General features: G+C 67.2%; 21 protein-coding genes. 11 read left to right on the top strand and 10 right to left on the bottom strand.

Going from position 1 to position 23,213, the window contains the following annotated elements; all coding sequences use genetic code 11:
* The first annotated feature begins 31 nt into the window (after positions 1–31).
* Together rpe and ABT375_RS12065 are read left to right on the top strand one after the other, a co-directional pair.
* The gene (gene rpe / locus ABT375_RS12060) at positions 32–694 is read left to right on the top strand and encodes a ribulose-phosphate 3-epimerase (protein ID WP_261935930.1); all 663 of its coding nucleotides are present in this window, start codon (positions 32–34) and stop codon (positions 692–694) included.
* Positions 691–2,457, top strand: a complete 1,767-nt coding sequence (locus ABT375_RS12065; RefSeq protein WP_224546447.1) for a heparinase II/III family protein — start codon at positions 691–693, stop codon at positions 2,455–2,457. Before rpe ends, ABT375_RS12065 begins: the two co-directional genes overlap by 4 nt.
* Before the next feature lie 57 nt (positions 2,458–2,514).
* On the opposite strand, the gene ABT375_RS12070 is transcribed toward ABT375_RS12065, so the two are convergent.
* A complete protein-coding gene (locus tag ABT375_RS12070) occupies positions 2,515–2,724 on the bottom strand; it encodes a hypothetical protein (protein ID WP_416462606.1) in 210 nt (69 codons plus the stop codon).
* A gap of 186 nt (positions 2,725–2,910) precedes the next feature.
* Positions 2,911–4,869, bottom strand: coding sequence for a S9 family peptidase (locus ABT375_RS12075; protein WP_416462608.1), 1,959 nt, complete (start codon positions 4,867–4,869; stop codon positions 2,911–2,913).
* Between the two features lie 156 nt (positions 4,870–5,025).
* Between ABT375_RS12075 and purH the strand changes: the two genes are divergently transcribed.
* From purH to ABT375_RS12100, 5 genes are all read left to right on the top strand, one after another.
* Complete coding sequence (purH, locus tag ABT375_RS12080; protein WP_416462610.1) at positions 5,026–6,615, top strand: bifunctional phosphoribosylaminoimidazolecarboxamide formyltransferase/IMP cyclohydrolase; 1,590 nt, start codon at positions 5,026–5,028, stop codon at positions 6,613–6,615.
* A 175-nt stretch (positions 6,616–6,790) separates the two neighbouring features.
* Positions 6,791–7,123, top strand: coding sequence for a UrcA family protein (locus ABT375_RS12085; RefSeq protein ID WP_224546454.1), 333 nt, complete (start codon positions 6,791–6,793; stop codon positions 7,121–7,123).
* A gap of 180 nt (positions 7,124–7,303) precedes the next feature.
* On the top strand, positions 7,304–8,827 hold the full coding sequence (locus ABT375_RS12090) for an NAD(P)/FAD-dependent oxidoreductase (protein WP_416462612.1): 1,524 nt from the start codon (positions 7,304–7,306) through the stop codon (positions 8,825–8,827).
* 5 nt (positions 8,828–8,832) lie between these two features.
* Complete coding sequence (locus ABT375_RS12095; protein ID WP_416462614.1) at positions 8,833–9,231, top strand: GtrA family protein; 399 nt, start codon at positions 8,833–8,835, stop codon at positions 9,229–9,231.
* Positions 9,209–10,966 (top strand): hypothetical protein, encoded by a 1,758-nt coding sequence (locus ABT375_RS12100; RefSeq protein ID WP_416462616.1) that lies wholly within the window; start codon positions 9,209–9,211, stop codon positions 10,964–10,966. The genes ABT375_RS12095 and ABT375_RS12100 overlap by 23 nt, the downstream gene beginning before the upstream one ends.
* Here ABT375_RS12100 and msrB read toward each other — a convergent pair.
* Genes msrB through ABT375_RS12115 form a run of 3 tightly spaced genes read right to left on the bottom strand, consistent with a single transcriptional unit; the run spans position 10,953 to position 13,625 of the window.
* Positions 10,953–11,429 (bottom strand): peptide-methionine (R)-S-oxide reductase MsrB, encoded by a 477-nt coding sequence (gene msrB, locus ABT375_RS12105; RefSeq protein WP_416462618.1) that lies wholly within the window; start codon positions 11,427–11,429, stop codon positions 10,953–10,955. The two genes, ABT375_RS12100 and msrB, sit on opposite strands and share 14 nt — an antisense overlap.
* Before the next feature lie 19 nt (positions 11,430–11,448).
* Positions 11,449–12,639, bottom strand: coding sequence for an ABC transporter permease (locus ABT375_RS12110; protein ID WP_416462620.1), 1,191 nt, complete (start codon positions 12,637–12,639; stop codon positions 11,449–11,451).
* On the bottom strand, positions 12,636–13,625 hold the full coding sequence (locus ABT375_RS12115) for an ABC transporter ATP-binding protein (protein ID WP_416464895.1): 990 nt from the start codon (positions 13,623–13,625) through the stop codon (positions 12,636–12,638). The genes ABT375_RS12110 and ABT375_RS12115 overlap by 4 nt, the downstream gene beginning before the upstream one ends.
* A 22-nt stretch (positions 13,626–13,647) precedes the next feature.
* Between ABT375_RS12115 and queG the strand changes: the two genes are divergently transcribed.
* A complete protein-coding gene (gene queG / locus ABT375_RS12120; RefSeq protein WP_416462622.1) occupies positions 13,648–14,706 on the top strand; it encodes a tRNA epoxyqueuosine(34) reductase QueG in 1,059 nt (352 codons plus the stop codon).
* A 31-nt stretch (positions 14,707–14,737) separates the two neighbouring features.
* Here the strand turns inward: queG and ABT375_RS12125 are convergent, their stop codons facing one another.
* The 5 genes from ABT375_RS12125 to hemC form a co-directional block, all read right to left on the bottom strand.
* A complete protein-coding gene (locus ABT375_RS12125; RefSeq protein WP_416462624.1) occupies positions 14,738–15,754 on the bottom strand; it encodes a fatty acid desaturase family protein in 1,017 nt (338 codons plus the stop codon).
* Between the two features lie 440 nt (positions 15,755–16,194).
* Entirely contained in the window at positions 16,195–16,947 is a 753-nt protein-coding gene (locus ABT375_RS12130) for an alpha/beta fold hydrolase (RefSeq protein WP_315975805.1), read from the bottom strand.
* A gap of 139 nt (positions 16,948–17,086) precedes the next feature.
* On the bottom strand, positions 17,087–17,983 hold the full coding sequence (locus ABT375_RS12135) for a hypothetical protein (RefSeq protein ID WP_416462626.1): 897 nt from the start codon (positions 17,981–17,983) through the stop codon (positions 17,087–17,089).
* 8 nt (positions 17,984–17,991) lie between these two features.
* Entirely contained in the window at positions 17,992–18,663 is a 672-nt protein-coding gene (locus tag ABT375_RS12140; RefSeq protein WP_261935918.1) for a uroporphyrinogen-III synthase, read from the bottom strand.
* Positions 18,660–19,586, bottom strand: coding sequence for a hydroxymethylbilane synthase (hemC, locus tag ABT375_RS12145; RefSeq protein WP_416462628.1), 927 nt, complete (start codon positions 19,584–19,586; stop codon positions 18,660–18,662). Before hemC ends, ABT375_RS12140 begins: the two co-directional genes overlap by 4 nt.
* A 44-nt stretch (positions 19,587–19,630) precedes the next feature.
* Between hemC and tsaD the strand changes: the two genes are divergently transcribed.
* From tsaD to ABT375_RS12160, 3 genes are read left to right on the top strand one after another with little or no spacing between them, the layout of a single operon-like run.
* The gene (tsaD, locus tag ABT375_RS12150; protein ID WP_416462630.1) at positions 19,631–20,665 is read left to right on the top strand and encodes a tRNA (adenosine(37)-N6)-threonylcarbamoyltransferase complex transferase subunit TsaD; all 1,035 of its coding nucleotides are present in this window, start codon (positions 19,631–19,633) and stop codon (positions 20,663–20,665) included.
* Positions 20,662–21,633, top strand: coding sequence for an NAD(P)H-dependent glycerol-3-phosphate dehydrogenase (locus ABT375_RS12155; protein WP_416462631.1), 972 nt, complete (start codon positions 20,662–20,664; stop codon positions 21,631–21,633). Before tsaD ends, ABT375_RS12155 begins: the two co-directional genes overlap by 4 nt.
* A 49-nt stretch (positions 21,634–21,682) precedes the next feature.
* Entirely contained in the window at positions 21,683–23,203 is a 1,521-nt protein-coding gene (locus ABT375_RS12160; RefSeq protein ID WP_411973982.1) for a lipopolysaccharide biosynthesis protein, read from the top strand.
* The last annotated feature ends 10 nt before the right edge of the window (positions 23,204–23,213 follow it).

Below are 23,213 nucleotides of genomic sequence, written 5' to 3' on the forward strand. Positions count from 1 at the left end.
CGCCTGCGGTGGCGATTAAGGCGAACGGTTAATGACCCGTTCCATTCTCATCTCGCCCTCCATCCTCTCCGCCGACTTCGCCCGCCTGGGCGAGGAGGTCCGCGCCATCGACGAAGCGGGCTGCGACTGGGTGCATATCGACGTCATGGACGGGCATTTCGTCCCCAATATCACCATCGGCCCGAACGTGGTGAAGGCGCTGCGCCCGCACACGACGAAGGTCTTCGACGTCCATCTGATGATCTCTCCGGTCGATCAGTATCTCGAAGCCTTCGCCGCCGCCGGGTCCGACATCATCACCGTCCATCCCGAAGCCGGGCCGCACATCCACCGTACCGTCCAGCATATCAGGTCGCTGGGCGTGAAGGCGGGCGTGGTGCTGAACCCCGGCACCCCGGCCAAGATGCTCGACTATCTGATCGATGACGTCGATCTGATCCTGGTGATGAGCGTCAACCCCGGTTTCGGCGGGCAGAGCTTCATCGAAAACCAGCTGCGCAAGATCGAAGCGATCCGCAAGATGATCGACAAGTCGGGCCGCGATATCCATCTGCAGGTCGACGGCGGCATCGATTTCACCACCGCGCCCAAGGCGATCGACGCGGGCGCGGACGTTCTGGTGGCCGGCACCGCCACCTTCCGTGGCGGCCCCTCCGCCTATGCCGACAATATCAGGAAGCTGCGGGGCGGGTGAACGACTATCGGCGCATCGCCAGCCGCTCCACCCCCGACGCTGCACCGGAAGCCGGCGACGATGGCATAGAGCAAGGCAAGCGTCTCATCCGCGTCGCGGATGACAAGGGGCTGTCATTGGCCCAGAAGATCGCCAATCAATTCTATCTACTCAGCTGGAAGACGCCGATCCACGGCCGCAAGCTGCGCGGCAAATATCCGCTGAAGCTGCTGGCGGTGCCCGACGACGCCATCCCCGGCGACGGCCGGGCAGGCGCGGCGATGCGGGCGGGTTATTTCCTGTTCCGCGGCCACAAGCTGCCGGTCGATGCGCTCGATTTCGCCAAATTGTCGGTCGGCCCGGCCTTTGCCGACTATCTCCACGGCTTCCGCTGGCTGCGCGACCTTGCCAGCAGCGCGACCCGCGAACAGGGTGCGCCGATCGCCGAAAGCATCATGCGCAAATGGCTGGCGGCCCATCACGAAACGCCCAGCGAACCGGCCTGGCGCGCGGACAATGCCGGCTGGCGGCTGCTCTTCTGGACCGCCCACGCGCCGCTGATCCTTTCGTCCAGCGACCTCGTCTATCGCTCGCTGGTGCTGAACTGCATCGCCCGCACCGCGCGCCACCTCGACCGCAGCGCCGACAAGGCGCCGATGGGCCTGCCCCGGCTGGTCGCCTGGTGCGGCATCGTCGCCGCCGCGCTGCTGATCCCCGGCGGGGCGGCACGCAAGCTGTTCGGCGAAGCGGGCCTGAAGCGCGCGATCGACAGCGGCTTCCACCCTGACGGCGGCATCGTGTCGCGCTCCCCGCTGGCGCAACTGGAAGCGGTGATGCTGCTGTCCATGCTGCGCGCCGTCTATGACGTGCGGCGTGAAGCCCCCCCGGCCTGCCTGACCGAAGGATTGAACCGCGCGGTCCCGGCGCTGCTGGGCCTCGCCCATGGCGATGGTGGCCTGGGCAACTGGCAAGGTTCCGGCGCGATCGACCCCGACCTGGTGTCCGCCGTGGTCGCGGCGAGCCAGGTGCGCGCCCGACCGCTGCGCCAGGCGCGCGACTGGGGCTATCAACGGATCGCAGCGGGATCGACCGTGCTGCAGATCGACGCTGCCCCGCCCCCGGTCGCGCGCCTCGCCGAGGCGGGCTGCGCATCGACCGGCGCGATCGAGATAAGCGACGGCCCTCTGCGGCTGGTGGTCAATTGCGGCGGCGCAGCGCTGGAAGGGGCGTGGATACCGTCCGACCTGGCCCAGGGACTGCGTACCACCGCGGCGCACAGCACGCTGATCCTCAACGACAATAATTCGACCGCGCTGCTGCCCGACGGGACGCTGGGCAAGGGCGTGACCGAGGTCGAGCTGAACCGGCAGGAGCTGGACAATGGCAGCCGGCTGGACCTGTCGCATGACGGCTATGTCCGACGGCTGGGCTATGTCCACCGCCGCCTGCTGATGATGAGCGGCGACGGCAAGGAGATCCGCGGCGAGGATATGCTGACCCCGGCGCAGCGGCGGCGCAAGCCCGCGAAACAGCCGGTACAACTGCGCTTCCACCTCGCGCCGGGCGTCGAGCCGACGCTGACGGCGGACAGCCAGGGCGCACTGCTGCGCATCGATCTGGGCGCACTGTGGCAATATCGTACCGGCGCGGGCGTGCTGAGCATTGAGGACAGCCTGTGGGTCGACGGCGACGGCCGCCCCCATCCGACCAAACAACTGGTCGTGACCAGCGAAGCGCTGCCCGGCGGATCGAGCATCGGCTGGATTTTCAAGCGGGTCGGTTAGGCCGGTTGGGTTATGGGCCGGCTGGAAAGACCAAATCTGGTGGCGAGCCGACGTTCGTCAGTCGTCTAATTCGAGGCGTATGCACGCGCGAAACACACCCCCGTCGATGTCTTGACGATGCCATATCTCGACGACGTTGTAGTACACGAAGTAGCCCGGCTGCGTGTCGCGAGCGAGATATTCGCCAATACGAGGCAGAAAATCAAAATCCGCAGTGAAAAGCGGTTCCAAAGCATCTCTGTCGTCGAAGGCTTCTACAATGGGCATGTAGGCATTCTACGTGGACGCGCGAACGTCCGCAATTGGGCGATTGTTGCCGAATGATTTTTACCGCACAGCGGCAGCTATCGCCGGTCATCTCTCCAAAAGCCGATATTCCGCAATCCACCCAAATCGGCCATATCTCTGCAGGTTCACAATCGAGAGCCGGGCACCTTGCCTTAACGCATCCTGTCACTGCCCCGCAGCGGGCTTCAAATATCTGTCGAACCACGCCACCGTCCGCGTCAGCGAATCCAACTGGTTTTCGCGCTTCTGGAAACCATGGCCCTCGGCGGGGTAGAAGATGGTTTCGACCACATTCCCCTTCGCCTTCAATATGTCATGCACTTCCTGCGCCTGCCCGCGCGGCACGCGAATGTCGTTTTCGCCCTGGATCGTCAGCAGCGGCGCTTTGGCGGCACGGATATAGGTGAGCGGCGACGCCGCGTCATAGACTTTGGGGTCGCTTTCCGGCGTGCCGAGCAGTCCGCGCTGATAGGCTTTCAACTCTTCGTCCTGGTCGCGATACATGGTGCGCCAGTTGATGATGCCGAACCATTGCACCGCAGCCGCGAATTCGTCGGGCGCGCGGCCGATCGCCATCAGCGTCATGAAGCCGCCATAGCTGCCGCCGAAGATGCCGACGCGCTTGGCATCGACATAGCCGGTCTTCACCAGGAAATCCTTGGCCGCGATCGTGTCTTTCAGGTCGCCGCCGCCCAGATCCTTGTAATTGCCGTCCTGGAACGCCTTGCCATAGCCGGTCGAGCCGCGGAAATTGGGCTGGATCACCACATAGCCGCGGCTGGCGAAGGCGGTGGCGTAGCGGCTGTAGCCATCCTGCGCCTGCCCGGTGGGGCCGCCATGGGGCAGTACGATCGCGGGATTGCCGCCGTCGCGCTTCAGATTGGCGGGCATGGTGACGATCGCGCTGACCAGCGTGCCGTCGAAGCTCTTGTAAGTGACGACGGTCGATTTGGGCAGCACGTCGGGCTGGAGGCTGGCGATGGCGAGTTGGGTCGCGGGCCGCGACGCGCCGGTCGCCAGATCGTAGAGATAGAGGTTGGCCGGCGAATCCGCGCCCGAATGATTGACCATCAATGTGCGGCCGTCGGGCGATCGCGGTTCGCGGCCGACGGGATAATTGACGCCCGGCGGGATCGGCAGCGCAGTTTCCGCGCCGGTCGCCAGATCATAGGCGTAGAGCGTGCTGCGCGTATCGGCATTGGTGCCGAAGATCAGCGTCTTGCCGTCGCGGGTGAAGAGGCTGGCGGTCTGCTCCCATGGCGTCGGTTTCAGCCAGGTCCAGCGTTTGGCGGCGACATCATACAGCCCGGCATGAATCTGGCCGGTGCCGACGTCGGTGTTGACCGCGATCCATTTGCCGTCGGCGGTCGCGTCCGCCGCATCATAGACCGTATCGGCCTTGGCGATCAGCTTGGTCGCGGCGGCGCTCGCGACGTCGATCCGCCACACTTCGCCCACCTTGGAATCGATACGGTCGCGATTGGCGATCAGCGCCTTGCCGCCATCGATCCAGGCGATCGGCGTCCAGCCATATTGCGGGTCGGCCTCCTGCGTCAGCACACGCACCGCGCCGGTCGCGTCCATCACCGCGACATTGGTCTGCCCCTGCGACTTGAGCTTGGTCGACAACGCGACCAGCCCGCCGACCGGGCCGGGCAGCATCCCGCTCTCACGCCGGTCGGGCGTGTTCGTCAGATTCTCGACCGCGCCGCCGTCCACCGACACGCGATAGATGTCGCTATATTCGTTGCCGCCGACATCCTGCTGGAAATAGACATAATGGCCGTCCGCCGATGCGGTGAGACCGGTCTGCGCGTCGTCGGACTGGGTGAGCTGGACCGGCCAGCTACCCGCCGTGTCGGTCCGCCAGATATTGGTGCGCCCGGTCAGGTTGGTCGCGACGAAAATCTGCTTGCCGTCGATGCTCCACGCCACGCTGCCCAGGGTGCGCGATGCGCCGATGTCCGCCACCGGTACGGCGCGCGCCTTGGGATTGACGGGCGATTGCAGGCTGGCGGGATCGGTGACGGGGCGGTGGGGGGTGGCGATCTGGGCGATGGCGGGGTGCGCGGCGGGCAGCGCCATGAGCAACGGCAAGGCGGTGGCGGCAAGCAGACGGCGCATGGTGACTCCCCCAACTGTAATAGCGTGGCAGGACACTATCGACGCGGTGTCCCAAGCCAAGCGGAATCGCGCTTTCGCACTGTATTTTTACGCTGCCGGGGCTTATGGGGCTGGCGCAAAGCCGTCCTGCCCTTTGCCTGTAGAAAGCCCCTGTCCATGACCGACGTCCCCATCAAGCGCGCCCTCCTGTCCGTGTCCGACAAGGCCGGTCTGATCGAACTGGGCCGGGCACTGGGCCAGCATGGCGTCGAACTGGTGTCGACCGGCGGCACCGCCAAGGCGCTGCGCGAGGCGGGGCTGGACGTGAAGGACATCTCCGACCTCACCGGTTTCCCCGAAATGATGGACGGCCGCGTCAAGACGCTGCACCCCAAGGTCCATGGCGGCCTGCTCGCCGTGCGGGGCAATCCCGAGCATGTCGCATCGATGGACGAACATGCAATCGGCGCGATCGACCTGGTGGTCGTCAATCTCTATCCCTTCGCTGCGACCGTTGCCAAGGGCGCCGAGCGCGAGGAGATCATCGAGAATATCGACATCGGCGGTCCGTCGATGGTGCGCTCCGCAGCCAAGAATCATGAGAGCGTTGCCATCGTCACCGATCCGGCCGACTATGCCCGGCTGATCGCCGAGATGGCGGAAAAGGGCGGCGCGACCAGCTACGATTTCCGCCGGATGCTCGCGGCCAAGGCCTATGCCGCCACCGCCGCCTATGATTCGATGATCGCCAGCTGGTTCGCCTTCGCCGACCAGGGCACGATGTTCCCCGACACGCTGGCGGTGGCGAGCACGCTGGGCACGCCCCTGCGCTACGGCGAAAATCCGCACCAGTCGGCCGCGCTCTATCTGCCCACCGGCCCGTCGGCGAAGGGCATCGCCCAGGCGCAACAAATCCAGGGCAAGGAACTGAGCTACAATAATTATAACGACGCCGACGCCGCGCTGGAGCTGGTCAGCGAGTTTCGCGACGGCCCGCCGACCGTGGTGATCGTCAAGCACGCCAACCCCTGCGGCGTGGCGACCGGCGAGACGCTGATCGAAGCCTATGAGGCCGCGCTCGCCTGCGACAGCGTATCGGCCTTTGGCGGGATCATCGCCGTCAACCGCCCGCTCGACGGCCCGACCGCCGAAGCGATCAGCGGCATCTTCACCGAAGTCGTCGCCGCGCCCGACGCGAATGACGAAGCCAAGGCGATTTTCGCCAAGAAGAAGAATCTGCGCCTGCTGCTGACCGGCGACCTGCCCGATCCGGCCCGCCCCGGCCTGCAGATCAAGAGCATCGCCGGCGGCCTGCTGGTCCAGAGCCGCGACAACGGTCAGGTGACGGAAGATGCACTCAAGCTGGTCACCAAGCGCGCGCCGACGGGGCAGGAGCTGAAGGATTGCCTCTTCGCCTGGACCGTCGCCAAGCATGTGAAGTCGAACGCCATCGTCTATGCCAAGGACGGCAGCACCGCCGGTGTGGGGGCCGGCCAGATGAATCGCCTGGAATCGGCGCGGATCGCCGCGTGGAAGGCCAAGGACGCCGCCGAAAAGGCCGGCTGGGCCACGCCGCGCACGATCGGGTCTGCGGTCGCTTCCGACGCCTTCTTCCCCTTCGCCGACGGCTTGCTGGCGGCGGTGGAAGCCGGCGCCACGGCAGTGATCCAGCCGGGCGGGTCGATCCGCGATGACGAGGTGATTGCGGCCGCGGACGAGGCCGGTCTGGCGATGGTCTTCACCGGGATGCGCCACTTCCGCCACTAAGGTTGATGCGGGTGCGAAGCCAATCCCTTCGCACCCGCAAAATCGCGGAAAACCGCCAATTTTTATCAATTGGCCTCTTTTCATCCGCACCGGCAAGGCCTATTTAGGACAAGACCCTACTTCCACGTCAGACGTGGGGCAGACAATTAGAAAACATGTTCGACAGGAGACTTGGATGACCAGAAAGACGTGGGTGGCGCTGGCCGCCACGATGGCCCTTGCGCTGCCCGGCGTGGCGAGCGCCGGCAGCAATGACATGGATGTGATCGTGGACGGCCATGCCGGCACGGAAACGCGCACTCTCGCCGTGTCGGTGGCCGACCTCAACCTCGCCAGCACCAACGGCATGCGCCGCGCCGATTCGCGCCTTGTCCGCGCCTCCAAGCAGGTGTGCGGCTGGGTCAACGGATCGATCCTGCCCGCGACCGACGATTATCGGAGCTGCTTCGGCAGTGCGATCGACGGCGCGCGCAGCGACCTTAGTACGCTGGCCCAGCGCCGGAGCTGACATCATAGCGCCTTCCCCGCACGAAGGGGAACTGCAGGGGGCCGCTCGACGCAAGTGGGGCGGCCCTTTGTCATGTCGGGCATCCGGCGCACGCCACATGCTTACCGTGCATTAACCACTCCTTAGAGGATTTCCTTCACTCCGGCAGGCACGAACGATCTTTCGGGGGAATAGCCTGCCATGCCGCGTACCGATCAAAGCGTCGACGTTGCCATCATCGGCGCCGGCCCTGCGGGCCTGACCGCCGCCTATTTGCTGACCAAGCAGGGGCTGCGCGTCACGGTGATCGAAAAAGACCCGGTCTATGTCGGCGGCATCAGCCGCACGGTCGAGCTGGACGGGTTCCGATTCGATATTGGCGGGCATCGCTTCTTTTCCAAGTCACAGCAGGTCGTCGACCTTTGGAACGAGATATTGCCCGACGACTTCATCCAGCGTCCGCGGATGAGCCGTATCTATTATGAAGGCAAATTCTACAGCTATCCGCTGCGCGCGTTCGAGGCGCTGTGGAATCTGGGCGTCTGGCGCTCCACCCTGTGCATGGCGAGCTTCGCCAAGGCCAGACTGTTCCCCAATCGCAACGTCCGCTCCTTCCAGGACTGGACCGTCAACGCCTTCGGCCACAAGCTCTTCTCCATCTTCTTCAAGACCTACACCGAAAAAGTGTGGGGCATGCCCTGCGACGAAATGTCGGCCGACTGGGCGGCGCAGCGGATCAAGGGCCTGTCGCTCTGGGGCGCGGTGGTCGACGGGCTGAAGCGCTCGCTCGGCCTCAACAAGCGGCCCAATGACGGCATGGCGACCAAGACGCTGCTGGAGACGTTCCGCTATCCGCGCCTTGGCCCCGGCATGATGTGGGAAGCCGCGCGCGACCGGGTGGTCGAGGGCGGCAACCAGATACTGATGGCGCACAGCTTCAAGCGGCTGGAGGAAGATCAGGCGAACGGCGCATGGCGCCTGGTGGCGCAGGGGCCGGAGGGCGATGTCGTCATCAACGCCGCCCATGTCATCTCGTCGGCGCCAATGCGCGAACTGGCCGGGCGCATCCACCCGCTGCCTGACACGCTGCCCCAGGCGATGGACCTCAAATATCGCGACTTCCTGACCGTCGCGCTGATGGTGAAGGGAGAGGATATCTTTCCCGATAACTGGATCTATATCCACGACAGCAAGGTGCAGGTCGGCCGCATCCAGAATTTCCGTAGCTGGTCGCCCGAAATGGTGCCCGATCCCTCGCTCGCCTGCGTGGGCCTGGAATATTTCTGCTTCGAGGGCGACGGCCTCTGGGCCGCGGCCGATGCGGATCTGATCGCGCTCGCCACCCGCGAGATGGCGCAACTCGGCCTGTGCAGCCCCGACGATGTCGTCGGCGGCGCCGTGGTGCGGCAGGAGAAGGCCTATCCCGTCTACGACGACGACTATGCCGCCAATGTGCTGGCGATGCGCAGCGAACTGGAAGCGCGTTATCCGACGCTGCATCTGGTCGGCCGCAACGGCATGCACCGCTACAACAATCAGGACCATGCGATGATGACGGCGATGCTGACCGTGCGCAACATCGTCGCGGGCGCGCGCGTCCATGACGTGTGGCAGGTCAATGAGGATGCCGAATATCATGAGGCGGGTGAAGAAGGCCAGGACGCCGACACGCAGGCCGCGCTAGCCAGCGTCCGCGCCGTGCCATCGCGGCTGAAGGCCGCCTGATCCCCATGGCGGAGCGGATTGGCGCGCTGGTCGCGCGGCTGATGTTCGCCCGCTATCTGCTGGCGAGCATCGCTGCGCTGGCAAGCGACTTCGCCACCTTTCTGGCGCTGGATCATAGCGGCGCCTGGCCGGTGGTCGCGGCGCTGGGCGGCTACACGGTCGGCCTCATCGTCCATTGGATGATCTCCGTCCGCTTCGTCTTCGACCTGGGGGACGGCCCCACGCACGGCCAGCGCCTCGGCTTCATCGCCAGCGCGATGATCGGCATGGGCATCACCATGGCGCTGGTCGGCGCGCTCAGCGCTCTTGGCCTGTCGCCGGCCCTCGCCAAGCTGGCGTCGGTCCCGGTCAGCTTCCTGTCCGTCTATGCGATCCGAAAATATGGCATATTCGCGCGCGGCTGACGCGCCGCGCGCCGCGCTGTCGGCGCTGCTCGCCTGGCTGCTGTGCAGCATGGCGATGCTCTGGCTGTTCCACGGCGATTTTGCCACACTTGCCTTTCGCGATCCCGACGATGCGATGCGGCTGGCGCAGATACGCGACTGGATCGGCGGGCAGTCATTCTGGGACGTCAGCCAGCACCGGGTGAATCCGCCCGTCGGCGGGCCGATGCACTGGTCGCGGATCGTCGATATGCCGATCGCGGCGCTGATCCTGCTGCTGCGGCCGATGATCGGCTTGGGCAGCGCGGAACTGGTCGCCTGCGCGGTCGTGCCATTATTGCTGCTCGGCGCACTGACCGCCGCGCTGTTCGTCGCGGCGCGGCGGGTAGCGGGTCGCGGCATCGCCTTGCTCGGCGTCGCCCTCCTGCTGACCAGCCCCAGCATATTGGTGCAGTTCACGCCGCTTCGGATCGACCATCATGGCTGGCAGATCGCGCTGGCGACGCTGGCGCTGTGCGGCGCGCTCGATGCGCGGCCGGCGCGCGGCGGGATCGTCGCGGGTCTCGCGCTGGCGCTCTGGCTGCAGATTTCGAGCGAGGCGCTGCCGTATGCGGTGCTGTTCGCAAGCGCCTTCGCCCTGCGCCACTGGATGGCGCGCGAGCAGGCGCCCCGCTTCATCGGCTTTGCGGCCGCGCTGGGTGGGGCCGCGCTCATATTGCTGGCGCTGCTGCGCGGGCCGCAGGCGCTGTTCGATGGAAAGTGCGACGCGCTGTCCTTCGTCTATCTCTGGCCGCTGGTGGCGCTGGCCCTGACGACGGCGATCGCGGCGCGACTGATCGGCGCAGCGACCGCAGGCCATCGCCTGGGCATTGCCGCGATGGGCGGCGGCGCGGCGCTGGCGACCTTCCTCGTGACCGGCGGGCCGTGCCTGTCGGGCGACCCCTTCGCCGCGTTGGGGCCAATCGCCTACAAGCTCTGGTATCTGCAGGTGATGGAGGGACGGCCGATCTGGGAACAGAGCCTGTCGATGCAAGGGGTGATCCTGCTGCCCTCGCTGCTGGGGCTTTATGCCAGCCTGATCGCCGCACGCGCGCACCGGGGCGATGCGCGGATGCGCTGGCTGGTGCTGGCGCTGCTGCTCGCCGGGTCGACCTTGGTGGCGCTGCTGGTGATGCGGGCGCTGTCGGTCGCCCATGTCTTCGCGCTGCCGGGCATCGCCTGGCTCGTGGCGCGGCTGTTCCTCAAAGTGCAGGCGTCGCGCGCCGCGCTGGTGCGGGTGACGGGATCGGTGGGGCTGGTGTTGCTGACTCCGGCGGGCCTGTGCGCCGCCTGGGTGGCGGTGGCGGCCAAGCCCGAACCGGCCAAGGCGGCAAGCGCCAACTGCCGCGCCGCCAGCGTGCTGGCGCCGCTAAAAGCGCTACCGCCCGCCACCTTGTTCGCGCCGCTCGACCTTGGCCCCGACATCCTCGTCCAGACGCGCCATAGCGTCATCGGCACCGCGCATCATCGCAATGCGGCGGGCATTACCGCGGTGATCGAGGGGTTCGTCGATGCGCCGGCCCAGGCCCGCGCCGTCATCGCGCGGACGAGCGCGGCCTATGTCGTCACCTGCGAAGGACTGACCGAATATCGGCTTTATGGGCAAGAGAATGGACAGGGTCTGGCGGCGCTGCTGGCAAAAGGATCGCCGCCCGACTGGCTGCAGCCGCTCCCCGCGAAAAGCCCGCTCCGCATATGGCGGATCAGGCGGGACTGAACGTCATCGCCACGCCGTTCATGCAGTAACGCTTGCCGGTCGGCCGCGGCCCATCGTCGAACACATGGCCCAGATGGCCGCCGCAACGCGCGCAATGGACTTCGGTGCGGGCATAGCCCAGCAGGCCGTCGCGACTGGTGCCGACCGCCCTGGGCAGCGGCGCCCAGAAACTGGGCCAGCCGGTGCCGCTGTCGAACTTGGTCCTGGAACTGAAAAGCTTCTGGTCGCAGCCGGCGCAGGCGAAGATGCCGGCGCGATGCTCGTCGTTGAGTGGACTGCTGCCGGGATATTCGGTCGCCTGCTGGCGCAGCACCTTATAGCCCCAGGGGCTGAGCCGCTTCTTCCATTCCGCATCGCTCAAGGCGAAAGGATAGGCCGCCTGCGCCTCTTCGGGCAGCAATTGCCACAAGGCCAAAGCCACTGCGCCAGTCGTGACGCCACCCAGGAAATGCCGTCTGTCCATCCCGCCGGACGTACGCGCCTCAGCCTGTCGCGGGCCTGAACAGCCGCTTCCACCAGCGGCCGCCCGACTGCATGACATGGCGGCGGAACAGCAGCACGCCGACGCGGATGATGAGGGCAACGAACGCCCCCTGCCAGACCAGCGCCACCAGATGCGGCCAGATCGCCCCGTCCTGCGCCGCGCGGGCGATCATCGCGAAGGGCGAACTAAACGGGAAGATGCAGGCCGCGACCTCCGCCGGCGATCCCATATGGTCCACCGCATAGCTGGCGAAGAAGAAGATCAGCATCTGCCCCATGGTGACCGGCATGTTGAGCGTCTGGACCTCGCGCACCGTCGCGGCCTGCGCGCCGATCCCCAGGAACAGCGAGCCGAGCAGCGTGTAGGCCATCGCGAAATAGAGCACCGCCAGAAGCAGGAACATCGGCCAGCCCACCGCCGGCGCGGGCAGCGCCCCGCCGCCGCCATGCAGCGCCAGGAAGATGGCGAAGGCGGTCCCGCCCCAGAAGGCGATGCCCACGAAGCTCATCGCCAGCATCGCCATCAGCTTGCCGAGGAAGATCGCGTCGATCGGTACGGCGGCGGCAAGAATCTCGATGATCTTGTTGGTCTTTTCCTCGACCAGGTTGGACAGGATCATGCCGGCGAGCAATATGGTGAGGAAGAACATCACCACCTGCGCCGCCCGGCCGATCAGCAGCCGCGCCTGCGCCTGTGCGCCCAGGCTGGTGGTCACTTCCTGTCGTTCGACGGTGACGAAACGGAGCGTGCGCTCGGCCAGCGCGGCTGTGGACAAGAGGCTGATGTCGCCCTGCAACTTGTCCAGATCCTCCACCTTGCCGGTCAGCACGGGGTGCAGCAGCGAGCCGGACAGGATCGCCACCACTTCGGAATCCGGCCGGGCGAGCTGGACGCGCGGGCTGGGGCTGGCGCGTGCGGGGCGCAGGCGCGGCAGGGTCTGGTCGCCCATCCGCTCGGCCAGCCGGTCGTGCGCCCGCTCCAGCGCTGCCGTGTCCGCTGCGGACATGGCGACACCGACGACAGGACGCAGGTCGGTGCTGGAAATCTTGTCGCCCAGGCCGCCAAAGGCGAAGCCGATGAGGATCGGCAGCAACGGCCCCAGCAGGAACAGGATGAAGGTGCGCGACAGTACGACCGCGGTGAAATCCCGCCGGGCGATGACCAGCGCCGCGCGGAGCAATTCCCTCATGCGTCCTCCTCCGGCGCCGGCTCGCCCTGCATCTGTTTGGCGGCGGCCGCCCCGGCGATCGCGACGAAGGCGTCGTGCAGGCCGGGCCGCTCGATCGACAGGCTCTCTATGCCCGCCTGTCCGTCGAGCAGCGCCCGCAGCAGCGGTTCTATCCCTTCGTCGGGCAAGGCGAAATGCCAGGCGCCGTCCTCCGCCACCGTATCGGCCGGCAGCGCGCGCCGCCAGGCGCCATCGCTGACGCGCGTGCGCAGCCGCACCTGCGGGCGCAACTGGTCGCGCGCCTCCCCCGGCGTCCCTTCGAAGCGGATGCGGCCGCCCGCTACAATGGCGATCCGCTCGCACAATCGATCGGCGTGGGCGATGACATGGGTGGAAAAAAGGATGGTGACGCCCTGGCGTGCCTGCTCCCGGATCAGCGCCTCCAGCTTTTCCTGGTTGATCGCGTCCAGCCCGGAAAAAGGCTCGTCCAGCACGATCAGCCGGGGTTCGTGGATGATCGTGCCGAATAATTGCACGGTCTGGGCCATGCCCTTGGACAATTGCCGGATCGGCTTGTCCGCCGCCGCGCCCATGCCATGCCCCTCCAGCAACGCCCGCGCCCGCTCGCGGCCTTGCCTGAGCGGCAATCCGCGCAGCGCACCCATGAAGGCGATCGCTTCATAGGCCTTCATCGACGGATAGAGGCCGCGCTCCTCCGGCAAATAGCCGACCTGTCGCGCCATGCGCAGCGGCTGCGCGTCACCCAGCAGCGTGCGATGCCCCTCATCCGGGTCGATGATGCCGAGCAAGGTGCGCAACAGCGTGGTCTTGCCCGCGCCATTGGGGCCGAGCACGCCATAGATGGCGCCCGCCGGCACGGCGATGTCGATCCCGTCGACCGCGCGAAAGCTGCCGAATGTCTTGACAAGGCCATGGCCCTCGACGGCATAGGAGGCCGCCGGAACGGGCGCGGACATAAAGGATGGAGCCGGAGTGTCGCCGATCATCCCGTCCTGATAGTCTGGACCCATGCCCGTGCCTATAGAAACCTTGGCCGAACCCCTGGAACAGCGCCTGAAGGCGAAAGCGGCGCGTCTGGGCTTCGTCGCCTGCCGTATCGCGCCCGCCGACGCCGCGCCGCTGGCCGGCGATCGGCTGCGCCAATGGCTGGACGCGGGCCATCATGGCGACATGCTGTGGATGGAGGAGCGCGCCGAACAACGCGGATCGCCCAAGGGCCTCTGGCCCGACGTGCGCAGCGTCATCATGCTGGGCATGAGCTATGCGCCGGGGCGCGATCCGCTGGCGCTGGCCGATGTGCCGGACCGGGCGCGCTTTTCGGTCTATGCCCAGGGCAAGGATTATCATGACGTCGTCAAGAAAGCGCTCAAGGCGCTGGCCCGCTGGCTGGTCGAACAACAGCCCGGCAGCCTGAAGGTGTTCGTGGATACAGCGCCGGTGATGGAAAAGCCGCTGGCGCAGGGCGCGGGCCTCGGCTGGCAAGGCAAGCACAGCAACCTCGTCAGCCGCGACCATGGCAGTTGGCTGTTCCTGGGCGCCATCTATACCGAAATGGCGCTGGCGCCGGACGACGGCGAAACCGACCATTGCGGCCGCTGCACCGCTTGCCTCAACGCCTGCCCGACCGACGCATTCCCTTTGCCCTATGTCGTCGATGCGCGCCGCTGCATCTCCTATCTGACGATCGAGCATAAGGGGCCGATCCCTGAGGAATTGCGCGCCGGGATCGGCAACCGCGTCTATGGCTGCGACGATTGCCTGGCGGTGTGCCCGTGGAACAAATTCGCTGACGCCGCGGCCGCGAACCGCGCGTTCGTGGGTCGCGCGGAACTGGCCGCACCGCAAATCGCCGACCTGCTCGACCTGGACGATGCCGGCTTCCGCGAGATTTTCTCAGGCTCGCCGATCAAGCGGATCGGCCGCAATCGCCTGGTCCGCAACGCCGCGATCGCGGCCGGCAACAGCGGTGATGCGCGGTTGCTGGGCCGGCTGGAAGCGCTGATCGGCGATGACGACCCGGTGGTGGCGGAAACGGCGACCTGGGCGATCGGCAAGCTCTCCGGATGAGCTGATGCGCCGTGATGCCTGACGGCTGGCGTCAGCGCTTCGCTGCGGCGCGGGTAGAGGGCATGGTCGCGGCGGGCAAGGCGGACGGCGGCATCAACTCCCGGATGACGCCCCAATAGCCCTGCGTGATATGCGCATCCGCCGCATAGGCCGGATCGGTCATCAGATGCACGTGCAGCCGGCGCAGATGGTGCCAGGGCACCGACGGGAACAGATGATGTTCCAGATGATAGCTCACATTGAGCGGCGCGATCATGAACCTGTCGAGCAAGGTGGGGATGACGGTGCGCGTACCGTTCAGCTCTCTCTCGTCGGCGACGCCATTATGCTCGGCCATCGACCGAATCCGATTGATGACGTTCGCCCAGATGAATTGCGGGATCAGGACGAGGCCCAATAGCTGCCAGCGTAAGGGCGACCACAGCATCACGCCGTAGAACAGCACGGCCCAGGCGACATAGCGGAGCCGCAACGACAGGCTATAATCATAGCCGAAGCGGCGGGGATTGTGGAAATTGGCGATGGGCGCCCAGACCCGGCTGTCTCGCGCCATGCGATAATAGTTGAGGCCGGCCACGCTGCGAACCAGCAGCCAGGCCATGGCGGCCCAGCTCTTCGGGAAATGCTGGTCGGGGTCCCGCCGCTGGACGCGATAGTCGCGATCCCGCAGCGTATTGGTGTGACGGTGATGGTGCATATGGTTGGCGCGGTACAGATGGATGCTGAAACCCAGCGGATAGGCGACGAAAAGGTCGCCGATCAGATCGTTGAGGCGACGATTGCTGAAAAACATCCCGTGACAGGCGTCGTGCATCATCACCGCCAGGCATTGAATGCGCGATCCGATAACGAATCCGGCCAGAATATAGACGGCAATTCGATCGACATGGATCGCGATCGCGCCCGCTGCGATTGCGATCGCCCATTGCAGGAGCAGCAGCAGCGCGTTGCGGCGGTTGTCGATGACGGACAATTGCCGGATCAGCGGCAAAGTGCCACGCCGGGAGTAGCGATATCCGGGCGCGCGCTCCTCGGGGATATCTTCCATGGGAATGCCTCCGCATGTCGGGCCAGCCTGCGACAATGCTATGATCGGCGCAAACCGGCGTCAAGCATCGTGGCCCTGATATGTGCGGGGTTCAGGGGCGCGCAGGGCGCCTCTGGCCATCATGCCCGACCGATCAATCCATAGGCAGGCGGAACGTGCCCACTTGGCGATCGGCAAGAAAACAGCCTGTCTTGGGGCGACCGATATCGGCCGCTCTTGGCCCCTGCCCTGAAAGAGGGAGGAGAGGTAAGAAGCAGACAGTCCGCCATTCACCCCTCCTTCCGGCACGCACCCTCCCGATACGCCATAGACCGCGTCGTCGCACGGGCGTTGGCAGGGGCTTTCCCTTAGCTATTGGCTCGACAAGTCCTGCAACGGAATGACCTTCACCCCTGTGCCTGTGTCGATCGCCAGACCGGATCGACAGAAGAAGGATCGTCTCAGGCGCGCCCGATCGCTTCCAGCGCTTTCCCCACGGCCGCAATCCCCTCCGGCGCGGCGGCGAAGCCCATATGGGTGCAATCCACTTCGATCGCCTTGTCGCGCTCCCCCGCGCGCCCCCGCGCGCATTCCGGCAGGATCACGCCATCACGCTGCGACCACAAGGCCACGGTCGGCACCGGCGGCTTGGCCTCGCGGGTGCAAGGGAAAGGCGGGCGATCGACCGGAAAGCCCGATACCAACTGGTACAGACGCCAGGCGTGATTGGCGCGCGGGTCGCCCGAAAAGGGCGTGCCCATCGTCACCACGCCGCCGACCTTGTGGGCGGCGAACTTCGCATATTCGCGCGCATAAAGCCCGCCCAGGCTCCAGCCGACCAGCGTCACCGGCGCGCCGGTCCGCTTGCGGATCGCGTCCACCCGCCGATCGATCTTGTCCAGGCTGTCGGGCTTCGGCCCGAAATTGCGGCCCATGCCCCAGTCATGCGCGTCATAGCCCGCCGCGTTCAATATGTCGCGCAACCAGCCCATCCGTTGTTCCGACGCCATCAGTCCGGGAATAAGCAGCACCGACCGGCCGTCGCCCTGCATCTGGCCGGTGAGCAAGGCGGCCTGCGCACGGGTGCGGCTGAGGTCGAAGGGAACGGTCAGATTGCCCAGCAACTGTTGCAAAGGCGGAAGCTGTGCCGCGCGTGGTCCGGGCGCTAAGCGGTCTTTCCAGAAACTGCTGACAGCTTGAGCGTAAGGCGGCACGACGATGATATCCTTGAACCCCGCCGCAGGTTGCGCGACCGGAAACGATGACATTATCGTGACAACGCTGCACGCGTCTATCGGTTTCGCCGCATGCGATCAACGGTTCGTCGTTTGTGACACTGCCTGGTGGCGGCGTTCAGGGCGCCAACGGCGACGTCTGGGCCACGGTCGCGCCCTCGGTCCCGCGCAACTGGCGCGGTTCCAGGATCGCGGCCGTCTCGATCAGGTCCAGCGCGCGCCGTGCTTCCAGATAGCGGCGGGCATATTGCATCCACCGGTCCGCCGCCGCCTTGCCCGGCATCCGCTCCACCTCGCCCAGCGCGGCGCTTACCCGGCCGCCGTCGATATAGCGCAGCGCCCGGTCCATCGCCGCCTGCGGCCGGGGTGAGGGGGTCGATGCCTTGCGGATGGTGACGAGTTCGCGCGCCTCATGCTCCAGCGCATCCCACCAGCCGGTGTCGGCGGGGGGCGTGGTGACGCGGGTGGCGACGTCCATCAGTCCGCCGCGCAGGTCGGCGAGCGTGATCGGTTCGCGCGCCGCATTGATGACGGCGGCGACGGCGCGCGGCTGCGCCTGGCCGAAGCGCAGCCGCAACTGCCCTTCGACATAGCCGAGCGGCGTCCCGCTATCGAGCGCGCGGCGCGCGGCGAAGGCGACCAACAGCCCTTCGGCGCGGGCGGCATTGCCCGACGCCGCCTGCGCCTCCACGGTGATGCGGTTGAGCCGCTCTTCCAACTGGATGACGCGCGTATCCAGCATCTGCGCCGCATCGGCGGTCAGCGGCCGGACGGTCGCGCTCGCGCCGGTGCCGGTGATCAGGCCCTGCGGTTGCGTCGGGGCGGTCGGCTGCGGTTGCGGATCGCCCCAGCGACGCTGAATCTGGGGCCAGGCCCAGACGGTGAGCGCGACGCCCAGGGCAAAAGCAAGCAGGATCAGGATGAGCAGCGGGAGGATCGTGCGGCGGCGCGGCGCCGTCACGGTCGCGTGGCCGACCCCATCCTCATCGCTCATGCTGGCCCTTTCGTCTGTCATTATGCCCGTCATTCGCACAATCGCGCGGCGAGAGCCAGCATCTCGTCATCGACCGGCAGCGCAGACGCCTGCCCGCTCGCCCAGCTCTCGCCGCAGGCGGCAAGCGCCGCCGGGCTGATCGCGACAATGTGCAGCGACGCGCGCCTGTCCTGCTCCATCTGCTCAGCCAGCCTTTCGCCCGCGCGCGGCGAATGGACCAGCAGCACCGATCCGGGCGCCGCGTCGGCGACCAGCGCCGGGTCCGGCGGCAGGGCGATCATGCTGTAAACCGCGACCCGCGTCACGTCGATCGCCTCCGCCGCCATCGGCGCGACGGTGGTCCCGCCCAGATGGAGCAACCGCCGATGCCCATCCGCCGCGATGCGCGCGGCGATGGCGGTGCCGTCGCCAGCGCCCGCCACCACGTCGGCAAAGCCCGCTTCGCGCAACGCCTGCGCGGTCGCTTCCCCCACGGCATAGGTCGGCAGTCCCCGATAGGCGGTCAGCCCCGGTCCGGCCAGGCGCACGCCATGGGCGCTGGTCAGCAGCAGGGCATCGAAATGACTGGCTGGCGGGGACGTCCAGTCGACCGGCTGCGGCGCGAACAGCGGATGCACCCGCACGTCCAGGCCCAGCGCCGCCGCCTTGGCCGCCGTCCTGCCCGCCGCCGGTTCGGGGCGCAGGATGAGGACGCGGTTCACGTGTCGAACAGCGCCCGCAACGCCGGACTGGCCCGCCCCAGCAGCGCATGACCGACCGCCTGCGCCGCCTTGTCGTCGCCGCGCGCCAGCCGCGTCTCTTCGCGGACCGTCTCCTGCCCGTCCGGGCTGATGATCTCCGCGATCAGGTGCAGGTTTTCGCCGTCAACCCGGGCCAGCGCGGCGATCGGGGAATGGCAGGTGCCGCCCAATGCTTTCAGCACAGCCCGTTCGGCCATTACAGCGTCACAGGTGTCGCGGTCGTTGATCGCGCCCAGCGCCTCGATCATGGCGACATTGTCGCCCAGCGTTTCGATCCCCACCGCGCCTTGCGACGGCGCGGGCAGCATGACGTCGATCGCCACGGTCGCGCCGACATCCGGCTGGTCCAGCCGGTCCAGCCCCGCCGCCGCCAGCAACGTAGCATGGACCTCGCCCGCCGCCAGCTTGGCCAGCCGGGTCGCGACATTGCCGCGGAACAGGGTGATGGTCGCATCGGGGCGTAGCCGCTTGACCTGCGCGGCGCGGCGCGGCGAGCTGGTGCCGACGACCGGATTGGCGGGCAGGGCGGCGAAATCATCGGCGCCCACCAGCCGGTCGCGCACATCGGCGCGCGGCAGCATCGCGGCGATACGGATCGCATCCGGCCGCAGCGTCTCCACATCCTTCATGCTGTGCACCGCAAAATCGATCTCGCCCTCGACCAGAGCCCGGTCCAGTTCCTTGGTCCATAGCGCCTTGCCGCCGATCTCGGCCAGCGCCCGGTCCTGTATCCGGTCGCCGCTGGTCTGGACGGTGACGATCGTCACCGCCTCGTCGGGCCAGCCATGGACGGCGCACAGCGCGCGGGCGGTCATGCGGGCCTGGGCCAGCGCCAGGGGCGATCCTCTGGTGCCGAGGCGCAACGGTCGATCGGACAAAAGCATATGCGGCTTGCTCTAATGACCACGGGCATTAGATGGAAGCGGCAATGACAATCATCCTTGGCCTGGAATCGAGCTGCGATGAAACCGCGGCGGCGCTGGTGAGTGCCGACGGCCGGATTCTCGCGCATCGCCTCGCCACGCAGGAAGAGGCGCATCGCCCCTATGGCGGCGTCGTCCCCGAAATCGCTGCCCGCGCCCATGTCGAGGCGCTCAGTCCCCTGATCGCAGCGGCGCTGGCCGATGCGAAGATGACGCTGGCGGACGTGGACGTCATCGCCGCCACCGCCGGGCCGGGGCTGATCGGCGGGGTCATGGTCGGCCTCGTCACCGGCAAGGCGCTCGCCCATGCCGCGGGCAAGCCGCTGATCGCGGTCAACCATCTGGAAGGCCATGCGCTCTCGCCCCGCCTCGCCGATCCGACGCTGCAATTCCCCTATCTGCTGCTGCTGGTGTCGGGCGGCCATTGCCAGTTGCTTCATGTGCAGGGGCCGGGCGCCTATGTCCGTCTCGCCACAACCATCGACGATGCCGCAGGCGAAGCCTTCGACAAGACGGCTAAGCTGCTCGGCCTAGGCTATCCCGGCGGCCCGCAGGTGGAAAAGGCGGCGGCGCTGGGTGATGCCAAGGCCGTTCCTCTGCCTCGCCCCTTGATCCACACCGACGAGCCGCATTTTTCCTTCGCGGGCCTCAAGAGCGCGGTGATGCGTGCGGTCCAGTCGGGCCACTATACGACCGAGGATATCGCCGCGAGCTTCCAGCAGGCGGTGATCGACTGCCTGATCGACCGCACCCGCCGCGCCCTGGGGCAGAGCGAGGGCGTCACTGCGCTGGTCGTGGCGGGCGGGGTCGCCGCCAATAGCTCGGTCCGCGCCGCGCTCGAAGCGCTCGCCGCGGCCCACGACCTGCCCTTCGTCGCACCGCCGCTGTGGCTGTGCACCGACAATGCGGCGATGATCGCCTGGGCCGGGGCGGAGCGCTATGCGGTCGGCCTGATCGACGATCTCACCTTCCCCGCCCGGCCGCGCTGGCCGCTCGACCCGGCGGCCGAAAAGGCGCGTGGCGCAGGAGTGAAAGCATGAAGGCAGGAGTCATCGGTGCGGGCGCCTGGGGCACGGCGCTGGCGCAATTGCTGGCCAGCGACGGCCAGCCGGTCGCGCTCTGGGCACTGGAGCCGGATGTAATCGACGCGATCAATAGGCGGCAGGAGAACCCGCTCTATCTCGCCAATATTCCGCTCTCCCCCTCGATCCGGGCGACCGGCGCCATGACCGACCTTGCGACCTGCGACCTGCTGCTGGTCGTCAGCCCCGCCCAGCATCTGCGCAGCGTCGTCGCCCAGGCCCCCGCCGGCGTGCCGCTTGTTCTCTGTTCCAAGGGGATCGAGGCGGGCACCAGCCTGCTGATGTCGGAAGTCGCGCAGCAGGCGCAGCCGACCTCGCCCATCGCGGTCCTGTCCGGCCCGACCTTCGCCCATGAAGTGGCGAAGGGCTTGCCGACCGCCATCACGCTCGCCTGCGAGGATCGGACGCTGGGCCAGCGCCTCGCCGCCCGCATCGCCCGCCCGTCCTTCCGCCCCTATCTGTCCGACGACGTCATCGGCGCGGAAATTGGCGGCGCTGTCAAGAATGTACTCGCGATCGCTTGCGGCGTCGCCGAGGGCGCAGGTCTTGGCCTCAACGCCCGCGCCGCGCTCATCAGCCGCGGTTTCGCGGAAATGACCCGCTTCGGCCTGGCGCGCGGCGCGCGACCCGAAACGCTGGGTGGCCTGTCGGGTCTGGGCGACCTGGTCCTTACATGCTCCTCCACCAATTCGCGCAACTTTTCGCTCGGCAAGGGGCTGGGCGAAGGTGCAAGCGCCGCAGACCTGCTCGCCAACCGCCGCACCGTGGCGGAAGGGGCCTTCACCGCGCCGGTGCTGCGCGATGCTGCGCGCGCGGCGGGCGTGGAAATGCCGGTGGTGGAGGCGGTGTGTGCGCTGCTCGCCGACGCCGCGCCGCTCGGCGCCGTGATCGACGCGCTGCTCGCGCGGCCGTTGCGGCCCGAATAAGCCGTCGCGCCGCCGCCGCATTGCGCCTAGAACAGATAATAGAAACATGATGACGCAGGGGGTTCAGGGTTCTTTGGCGACACAGGCATCCGCATCCAAGGATCAGGATGACATCGCCGCCCTGGCCAAGGGTGGGCGCACCAACATATTCGGCTTTCTGCTGCGGCTCGCCGCGCGCCTGCCCTTCCTGTTCATCGCGGGACGCTGGTACGGGGCGGACGCGCTGGGCCGTTTCGCCTATGCCGTGCTGGTGGTCGAGTTCGTGGCGCAACTCGCCACGCTAGGGCTCAAGCGCGGCCTCGCCGGCGCGCTGAGCCAGACCGAACGGCCCCATGCTCATGTCGTGACCGACGCCATGGTCGTCACCTTGCTCGCGGCGCTGGTCGGCGCGGGCCTGCTGGTCGCCTTTCCCCAGGCGATGTTCCCCAATAGCGGTATCAACGGCCTCGACCGGCTGCTGGCGCTGGTGGTGATCGCGGTGGCGGGGTCGGACGTGGCGCTGGCGGCCTGCGCCTATCGCTTCGATGTCGGCGCGACCGTGCGCGCCCGATCGATCATCGAACCCTGGGCAATCAGCATCGGCGCCTTCGCCTTCGCTTTCTACTCGACGCGCGACGGCCTCATCCTTTCCTATGCGGTCTCGATGATCGCCGCGATGGTGGCGTCAATCATTCCCATGGCGCGCCATTATGGCCGCCCACGCGGCTGGAAGCCGGATGCCGGGCGCCTGTGGCGGCTTGCGCGGCGCAACCTGCCGCTCGCCGCGGCGGACGGCGTGGAATGGGGTTCGCGCCGGCTCGACATGGCGATATTGGGCCTGTTCGTCAGCCCGGCGGTGATCGGCATCTATTATGTCGCGCAGCAGGTCGCCTCGCTGCCGCAAAAGCTCAAGACGAGTTTCGACCCCATATTGGGGCCCGTCATCACCCGCAACCTGGCCGAAAACAACCTGGCCGCGATCGCCCGCCAGGTCAGTCAGGTCGGCTTCTGGATCATCGCGGCGCAGGCGGGCATCGCGCTCGCGCTCGGCATCCCCGGCGAAGCGGTGATGGGGCTGGTCGGCCCGCATTTCGTCGGCGGCACCGGCGCGCTCGCCTTCCTGCTGCTCGCCGAAGTGGTGGCGGCCACCGCGGTCGTCAGCGAATCGGCGCTGGTCTACATCGCCCGCCACCGCAACCTGATGATCTCGCTGGTCATGATCGGATTGCAGGCGGGCTTCAGCTTTGCGCTGATCCTGCTGGCCCGCCGGCTGGCCATGCCGGTGATGTGGGTGGCGGCGGCGCCGGCGCTGGCGCTCTGCCTGGCGCTGGCGGTCGGCGCCTTCGTCAAGGCGCGACTGCTCGCCCGGCTGCTCGACGCGCCGATCAATGCCTGGCGCTGGCCGCTGCTGAGCGCCGCGGGTGTCGCCTGCATCGTCGGCGCGGGTTTCGTCGCCTTGCCGCCACGGCTGGAATGGGTCGAGCTGGCAGTCGGCGTCTGGGCGATATTGGGGGCCTATGGCCTCGTCATCTGGCGCTGGGGCTTCGGGTCCGACGACCGCGCCCTGTTCCGCAAGCAGAAGGCGGAGTGACCCGATAGAA

Origin of the sequence: Sphingomonas sp. VDB2 (assembly GCF_047946695.1) — a bacterium.
In the GTDB taxonomy this organism is placed as follows: Bacteria; Pseudomonadota; Alphaproteobacteria; order Sphingomonadales; family Sphingomonadaceae; genus Sphingobium; species Sphingobium bisphenolicum.